We start from the raw sequence: 6898 nt of genomic DNA, 5'->3' as shown, positions 1-6898 counted from the left end.
GCCTGCTGGCCTCCATACCCAGCCGACATGATGAATCAGATATTCTCCCCGATGGGAATCCCTCGCGATTCCATCAGGTCAGATTATGCTCTAGTTGCAAGAAGATGTTCGAGGCGTAAGCATAAGCCGGTGCCGAGTGACCTTCTACCGATGCTTCTCGCAAACTCGCTTTCATTCCTTCTGGACGACGCCGCGCATATTGGCGACGGTGGGCGACTTCTATTGCAGCTCTCAACGCATTTGATGGAAGACGGCTTGCCGATCATCGCCGGCGCGCTGGCGCAGGATGCTCCCGACCCGATCATTTCAGGCCGCATCTGGCTCTGGCGAGCGCCTGGGGGTGAAGTGGTCGAGGCTGGGCGCCGACCGCCAGAATGCCGATCCCCGGCTCGTGCTGCGGGAGTGGCTTGGCACGACGCGGGCGATCGTGTTCGACGAGCGAGCGGGCGGTGTCGCACCGACTTTGGTGTGGGCGTTCGATCATACTCCGGATGAGGCGCAGTCAGAGCTGCTGCGGCAAATCTCCCGGTTTGCTGCGGCTCCGATGACCGCACTCGCAGAACGGTCCGCGAAACGCGCATTGCTCGAAGCATATTTGGGAAAGCGCAGTGCAGCACATGTGCTCAACGGTCATTCTCGTCGAGTAAAGGGAGAGACGATACGGGCTGCGCTTCTGTGCGCGGACCTTCGAGGTTTCACCGATCTATCCGAGGTTCTTGATGCAGACGAGATCGTACTGGTACTTGATGCCTGGTTCGATTGCGTCGCCGGCGCGGTGCACGCATTTGGTGGTGAGGTTCTCAAGTTTATAGGTGATGGCGTCCTCGCGATTTTCCCGATTGGCGAGCGCGATGCAAATGCCGCATGTGACGCCGCGGTACGTGCCGTGAAGGCCACGCGCGCCGGGATAGATCATCTCAACCAAACTCGGCGCCGCAATGGCGGCCCTGAGCTCGGATATGGCATTGGCCTGCATGTCGGCGAGATACTCTGGGGGAATATCGGCACTGCCGGCAGGTTGGACTTCACCGCGATCGGCAAGGCTGTAAATCTTGTCAGCCGCATCGAAGGGCTGTGCAAGCCGTTGGGACGGACGGTGCTCGCGTCGACAGTGTTCGAGGCAGAAACTAGCGAGCCGATGATCGCCATGGGCAGTCATCCGCTCGGAGGAATAGCAGGCGCGCAAACACTTTTCGGCTTGCCGGAATAGATCGAATGGTTGAGCGCGCCGTGGATGTGTCGTTCGCAGCATATCTTGGTATCGTGCGAAGCCATGACTGAGAGAAATTCGAACGGCAAAGATGCTACGATACTGCAACTGGAGTATGGCGCGTATAGAGCCCAGCCATGCGCGTCGCGCGCAGCTTCGCTGGCCGGTGCTAAGGGCCGAGTATTCCCGGCATCCACCCTTCGAGGGAGAGGCGCCTTCGCCGAGCTCGCCAAAACGATCCGCCGCCGGCAGCTGTAGCTCAGGTCGGCTCCAGGCAGTGCCGACCAGCGTGATGGACGCCTTGCGATTGTAGTTTCTGTATCTGGCTCCTCCCCGCGTGGCATCGACTGCCCTGTTCAGCGCGACGTTCTGCGCGCCGCTAAAGCTGTGCCTCAAGACCCATGATGCAATGCTAATGCAATCGGCTCCGCTGCGCCAGAAGCGGCAATGAGCCAAACCCGCCGCGACCCAAGGCGATGGATCGGATTGATGGTTTGCCGAGAGCTTGGAGAGACTTGGTACGCCCAAGGGGAATCGAACCCCTGTTCCCGCCGTGAGAGGGCGGTGTCCTGACCGCTAGACGATGGGCGCGTTCAAGAACCGGCGATATAGGCTGACGGCTGGCAAAAAGCAACTAGGCTTAAGGCAGCCTGTCGCGCCGGTGAAATATCCGCTGCAAGCCTAGCGTTTTGACTCGATCAGGTCCCAGAGATTGCCATAGAGATCAGCGAAAACCGCCACAGTGCCATAGGTCTCGTGCCGGGGCGCCTCACGGAATTCGACGCCCTTTTCGAGCATCAGCGCATGGTCACGGGCAAAATCGTCCGTTTCGAGGAACAAAAAGACCCGCCCGCCGGTCTGGTTGCCGATGCTACCCTTTTGCGCATCGCCGGACGCCTCGGCGAGAAGCAGCCGCGCGCCCTGCCCTTCGCCCGGCGTGATCGTGACCCAGCGTTTGCCGCCGCCAAGATCGACATCTTCGGTGAGGACAAAACCCAGCCGGTCGACATACCACGAGATCGCCTCGTCATAATTTGCGACGATAAGCGCGACGGTGACAATGCTGCGGTGTTCGGCAAAGCCGGTCATTTGTTCCTGATCGAAAAACGGCCGATGACGCGGCGCTCGGTGATGTCATAGACGAAGATGGCGCGGCTGCCGTCGGGCAGCTCGGCGTCGATCGACAGGCGATTGCCGGAGAGCGACTGGCTGATCACCCTGGCGCCGACCGGCAGCACGATGTCGCCACTGACCGGCTCGCCTGCCGGCACCTGGACGTCGCTGCTCAGCGGAGGGCTGACAGGCGGTGCATTGCGCGCTTTGTAGACAAGCGCCGCGATCACCACCATAAGGGCGAGGAACAGCAGGCCGAGATTGATGGCGACGAAGCGGACGAGCTTCCTCCGCACCTTTTCGACCTCGGGGTCGAGCGGCTTTTCCTCGTCTTCGTCGGCAAGCGGCCGGGCCATGGCAGCAGATTCCGGAACTGTTTTCGATGAGCGCTCATAACGAAGAGGTCAGACAATTAATAGGGGTCGGACCGATCGTGCTGGAGGCGGGCGCCGATGCGGCCGGCCAGCGGCTCGACCAATGGCTGGCGGCCAGGCTCGGCCCCGACATGTCGCGCAGCCGGGTGCAGATGCTGATAAAGCAGGGCGCCGTCAGGATCGGCGGCAGGCAGGTCGACGAAACGAAGCGCAAGATGGCACAAGGTGACTGCGTGTCGGTTGATATGCCGGAGCCGGAACCGGCGGAGCCGCAAGGCGAAGATATTGCGCTTGATGTCCTCTACGAGGACCGCGAGCTGATCGTCATCAACAAGCCGGCCGGGCTGGTCGTGCATCCCGGCGCGGGCAACTGGACCGGTACGCTGGTCAACGCGCTGATCCATCATTGCGGCGACAGCCTGTCGGGCATCGGCGGGGTGAGACGGCCGGGCATCGTCCATCGCCTCGACAAGGAGACCAGTGGCGTCATGGTCGTCGCCAAGACCGATCGCGCCCACAAGGCGTTGTCGGAGGCCTTTGCCGACCACGGACTGACCGGCGATCTCGAGCGGGCCTATCTGGCGTTGGTCTGGGGCATACCGGCAAGGCCGACCGGAACGGTCGACGCGCCGCTCGGCCGCGCCGCCGACCGGGTACGCCGTGCCGTGGTGCCGCAAGGCCGCGACGATGCGCGCCACGCCATAACGCATTTCACTGTCGTCGAGCGCTTTGGCGAGCAGCAGCAGGAATTCGCCACGGCGAGCCTGGTCGAATGCCGGCTGGAAACCGGTCGCACCCACCAGATACGCGTGCACATGGCCCATATCGGCCATCCGGTGATTGGCGATCCCGAATACGGCCAGGCTTTCCGCACCAAGGCCAATCGGTTGCCCGAGCCCCTAAGGAGCAAGGTAAAGGCGTTTCCGCGACAAGCTTTGCACGCCCGCCTCCTTGCATTTCGGCATCCGGATACCCATTTAGCGATGAGGTTCGAAGCACCGATACCGTGGGACATGGAGGAACTCGTCGACGGCTTCCGCAAGCTCTGAACCAACCACCTGAAAACCTGACCGGCGTTGTTCACTTCAACGTGACACACTGTTTCGTGTTGAACAAATGCCTGTCTTTCTGGTTTTGTTCCTATATATGTCGGTTGGCGCGAATGTGCCTTTGGCATTCGCGCCACATGCCCGCCGCGTTTCGGGGGCATCACTCCAATAGAGAGGGGGCGCTATCATGGCCCAGTCATTACCCAGTATCGTTTCCGGCGAAGGCGGTCTCAGCCGCTACCTGGAAGAAATCCGCCGCTTTCCGATGCTTCAGCCGCAGGAAGAGTACATGCTCGCCAAGCGCTACGCCGAGCATGAGGACACCACGGCTGCGCACAAGCTCGTCACCAGCCACCTTCGGCTCGTCGCCAAGATCGCCATGGGCTATCGCGGCTACGGCCTGCCGATCGGCGAGGTGATCTCGGAAGGCAATGTCGGCCTGATGCAGGCCGTCAAGAAATTCGAACCGGAGCGCGGCTTCCGTCTCGCCACCTATGCGATGTGGTGGATCAAGGCCTCGATCCAGGAATACATCCTGCGCTCGTGGAGCCTGGTCAAGATGGGCACCACCGCCAACCAGAAGCGCCTGTTCTTCAACCTGCGCAAGGTGAAGGGCAAGATCCAGGCGCTCGACGAAGGCGATTTGAAGCCCGATCAGATCACCGAGATCGCCACCCGGCTGAACGTCTCGGAAGCGGAAGTCGTGTCGATGAACCGCCGTCTGTCGGGCGACGCCTCGCTCAATGCGCCCATCCGGGCCAGCGAAGGCGAATCCGGCGAATGGCAGGACTGGCTGGTCGACGACCACGAAAGCCAGGAAGAGATGCTGATCGAGCAGGACGAGCTGGAAAACCGGCGCGGCATGCTGTCGGGCGCTCTTGCCGTGCTCAACGACCGCGAACGCCGCATCTTCGAGGCGCGCCGCCTCGCCGATGAGCCGTTGACGCTGGAAGAGCTGTCGGCCGAGTTCGATATCAGCCGCGAGCGCGTGCGCCAGATCGAGGTGCGCGCCTTCGAGAAGGTGCAGGACGCGGTCAAGGCCGCGGCCAAGCGCCAGACGCAGGCGCTGCGCACCATCGAGGCGCAGCCGGCTGCGTAAGGCCTTCCAAGAGAAACAAATAACGGCGGCGTCAGGTAACTGGCGCCGCCGTTTTTTCTAAGGCGCGTCGCGTTCGACCGGCCTTGTGCGACGCGCTTTAAATTCTTGTCTTTATGCATGTCGTTTTTTCATGCACGTCGTTATCGCAAAACCGCTGCACACTTTTGCGCGACATGCATTAGCGGGTTGCCGGTTCCGCGGCGCCTTCGCGGATGTCCGATCCGCCGCCATAACTGCTCGTAGCCTTGCCATGGCGTCCGCAGACGATCTCATCGATAGCGGCATTGTCGCAATTTTCCCCAAGCCCTGAAAACCGTAACGTTGCAAGCTGGCGGCAATGTTGCGGCGCCGAGCGGGGCATTTCACAACCCGGCGCTTGCGGCAGGCGGGCGCGACAACAATCCGCCGGGGCTGCGCCGGGCAGTTGAGTTCGTCTATTGGAAACGAAAGGCAGTATGACGATGACGATTTCTCCGTTTCTGGCCGCTCTCGGATCCGAAGGTCCGCCAGCCGATCGAGCGAAAGACATGGCCCTGTATGGCTGGCTAATTGGAAGTTGGGAAATGGACTCGGTCCACTACGTCGACGACGGCACAATCCAGAAATGGGATGGCGAATGCCATTTTGGCTGGGTGCTCGAAGGCCGCGCGATTCAGGACGTTTGGATCAGGCCCAAGCGCCCTGCGCCGTCGACGATGTATGGCACGACCTTGCGCATCTTCGATCCTGGGATCGATGGCTGGCACATCATATGGAACGACCCGCTCAACCGTGATCACTCGCGCCAGATCGGCCGGGCCGAGGGTAAGGACATTGTCCAGCTCGGCAATGACTCGCGCGGTCTGAAAACTCGATGGCGTTTCACTGAGATCGCTGCCAACAGCTTCCATTGGATCGGCGAGGAGAGATCTTCCGAGAGCGATCCTTGGCAAATCACGTATGAACATTTGGCCCGCCGAACAAAACCCTGACGCAGGACTGGCTGGCATCCGCGCCGCTCCTCATTCGGCTGCCGCACCTTATCCTCGTAAGTTACCTATCGGAGGCACACATCGCAAAAATCGAATCAGGATCAATAACTTGGATGACCATCTCGGAACGATCAGGGCGGCGCCGAGTTTGAATGGCATTGTAGTGCCAGCGACCCATCTCCTCACAGGCAATCGAGCGGAAATTTCAGATAGCGCCGCCCGTTGGATTCCGGTTCCGGCAGGCGTCCGCCATTCATGTTCACCTGCAGCGCGTGCAGGATCAGCCGCGGCATCGGCAACGTCCTGTCGCGGGCTTGGCGGAGCGCGACGAAGTCGGCTTCCGTCTTGCAGCCGGCAACATGGATGTTGCCGGCTTTCTGCTCCGCGACCGTGCTTTCCCAGCGCGCTTCGCGGTCACCCGGCTGGTAGTCGTGACCGACGAACAGACGTGTCTCGTCCGGCAGTGCCAGAATATCCTGGATCGAGTGCCAGAGCCGCTCGGCGCTGCCGCCGGGAAAGTCTGTCCTTGCGGTGCCGCTGTCCGGCATGAACAGCGTGTCGTGGATGAAGGCGGCGTCGCCGATGACGTAAGTGATCGAGGCCAGCGTATGGCCCGGCGAAAACAGCACTCTTGCCGGAAGGCCGCCGACCGAAAAAGTCGCGCCGTCGGCGAACAGCCTGTCCCATTGCGAACCGTCGGCGGGGAATTCCGGCCAGTTGTAGATCACCTTCCACAATTTCTGGACGTCGATGACCTTTTCACCGATTGCCGTCGGCGCTCCGGTTCTCCCCCTCAGATAATGGGCGGCGGAGAAATGATCGGCATGCGGATGCGTGTCGAGGATCCACTCGACCTCCAGCCCGCTTTCCCTGACGAAGTCGAGCAGGGCGTCGGCGTTTTTCGTTGCCGTTGCACCGGACCTTTCGTCGAAGTCGAGCACCGGATCGATGATGGCGCATTTGCGGGTCGCCATGTCGGCGACCACATACTGGACGGACCCGCTCGGCTTGTCATAGAAGCCGGTGACCTGCGACCTGGCCGATAATGCGTCCAATCCCAGCCTCCTTCGCCCCTCACCACG

The 6898-nt window shown here is 61.3% G+C and carries 7 protein-coding genes and 1 tRNA gene; 4 read left to right on the top strand and 4 right to left on the bottom strand.

Features of this window, described 5'->3' with window-relative positions:
• Positions 1–286: 286 nt before the first annotated feature.
• Positions 287–1210 carry an adenylate/guanylate cyclase domain-containing protein gene (locus tag NKJ40_RS09090; protein WP_352465781.1) on the top strand — a complete coding sequence of 308 codons (924 nt, stop codon included), beginning with the start codon at positions 287–289 and terminating at the stop codon, positions 1208–1210.
• 516 nt (positions 1211–1726) lie between these two features.
• Here the strand turns inward: NKJ40_RS09090 and NKJ40_RS09085 are convergent.
• From NKJ40_RS09085 to NKJ40_RS09075, 3 genes are all read right to left on the bottom strand, one after another.
• A tRNA-Glu gene (locus NKJ40_RS09085) sits at positions 1727–1801 on the bottom strand.
• Between the two features lie 90 nt (positions 1802–1891).
• Complete coding sequence (locus tag NKJ40_RS09080) at positions 1892–2299, bottom strand: VOC family protein (RefSeq protein WP_352465780.1); 408 nt, start codon at positions 2297–2299, stop codon at positions 1892–1894.
• Positions 2296–2679, bottom strand: a complete 384-nt coding sequence (locus tag NKJ40_RS09075; protein ID WP_352465779.1) for a fimbrial protein — start codon at positions 2677–2679, stop codon at positions 2296–2298. The genes NKJ40_RS09080 and NKJ40_RS09075 overlap by 4 nt, the downstream gene beginning before the upstream one ends.
• Before the next feature lie 26 nt (positions 2680–2705).
• Here NKJ40_RS09075 and NKJ40_RS09070 point away from each other — a divergent pair, with 26 nt between their 5' ends.
• From NKJ40_RS09070 to NKJ40_RS09060, 3 genes are all read left to right on the top strand, one after another.
• Complete coding sequence (locus tag NKJ40_RS09070; protein WP_352465778.1) at positions 2706–3746, top strand: RluA family pseudouridine synthase; 1041 nt, start codon at positions 2706–2708, stop codon at positions 3744–3746.
• Between the two features lie 187 nt (positions 3747–3933).
• A complete protein-coding gene (gene rpoH, locus NKJ40_RS09065; RefSeq protein WP_023678514.1) occupies positions 3934–4845 on the top strand; it encodes an RNA polymerase sigma factor RpoH in 912 nt (303 codons plus the stop codon).
• A 455-nt stretch (positions 4846–5300) separates the two neighbouring features.
• Positions 5301–5816 carry a hypothetical protein gene (locus NKJ40_RS09060; RefSeq protein ID WP_352465777.1) on the top strand — a complete coding sequence of 172 codons (516 nt, stop codon included), beginning with the start codon at positions 5301–5303 and terminating at the stop codon, positions 5814–5816.
• A 182-nt stretch (positions 5817–5998) separates the two neighbouring features.
• Here NKJ40_RS09060 and NKJ40_RS09055 read toward each other — a convergent pair whose 3' ends face one another.
• Complete coding sequence (locus NKJ40_RS09055; protein ID WP_352465776.1) at positions 5999–6871, bottom strand: MBL fold metallo-hydrolase; 873 nt, start codon at positions 6869–6871, stop codon at positions 5999–6001.
• Positions 6872–6898: the final 27 nt, after the last annotated feature.

Source organism: Mesorhizobium sp. M0119 (assembly GCF_040322615.1).
GTDB lineage: Bacteria > Pseudomonadota > Alphaproteobacteria > Rhizobiales > Rhizobiaceae > Mesorhizobium.
This window is presented reverse-complemented; position numbering and strand designations above follow the sequence as displayed.